At 64.7% G+C, this 235-nt stretch carries 1 protein-coding gene; it reads left to right on the forward strand.

Annotated features, from left to right (window positions below):
* Positions 1-235 (forward strand): DUF2946 family protein (locus tag ACY0MJ_RS22520; protein WP_462640790.1); only part of this gene is annotated, 235 nt, incomplete at both ends.

Here is a 235-nt window from a genome sequence, read left to right on the forward strand (position 1 = left end):
GCATGGCGATGCCGATGCATCACGGAATGCATTCGCCGCCGCCTGAGCCTGAAAAAGCCTCACAGCCGCTGATGCAGCACGGCGGCGGCCACCACAACATGGCGATGATGATGGACGACAGCGCCTGCGGCTACTGCGTGCTGTTGCTGCACGCGCCGCTGCTGGACGTGAGCCACGCCCCGCTGTTCTGGTCTCAGTCGCTGGCTTCACGCCCGCCGCCGATTCACTATCTCGT

The organism is Ramlibacter sp. bp-362 (genome assembly GCF_054956735.1).